The 267-nt window shown below is 54.7% G+C and carries 1 rRNA gene; it reads left to right on the forward strand.

The window, feature by feature from the left end:
• Nucleotides 1–143: 143 nt before the first annotated feature.
• Nucleotides 144–259 (forward strand): 5S ribosomal RNA (rrf, locus tag DW58_RS04430).
• Nucleotides 260–267 lie beyond the last annotated feature (8 nt).

The following is a 267-nucleotide window of genomic DNA, read 5'->3' on the forward strand; positions in this document are numbered from 1 at the left end:
GCGATGCGTTGAGCTAACCGGTACTAATGAACCGTGAGGCTTAACCTTACAACGCCGAAGGTGTTTTGGTGTTGTATTTGAGAGATTTTCAGCTTGAGACGGATTAAACCTGTGGCCGTGCGGCGGCAGGTGAACAGAATTTGCCTGGCGGCTGTAGCGCGGTGGTCCCACCTGACCCCATGCCGAACTCAGAAGTGAAACGCCGTAGCGCCGATGGTAGTGTGGGGTCTCCCCATGCGAGAGTAGGGAACTGCCAGGCATCAAATT

Source organism: Siccibacter turicensis LMG 23730 (assembly GCF_000463155.2).
GTDB lineage: Bacteria > Pseudomonadota > Gammaproteobacteria > Enterobacterales > Enterobacteriaceae > Siccibacter > Siccibacter turicensis.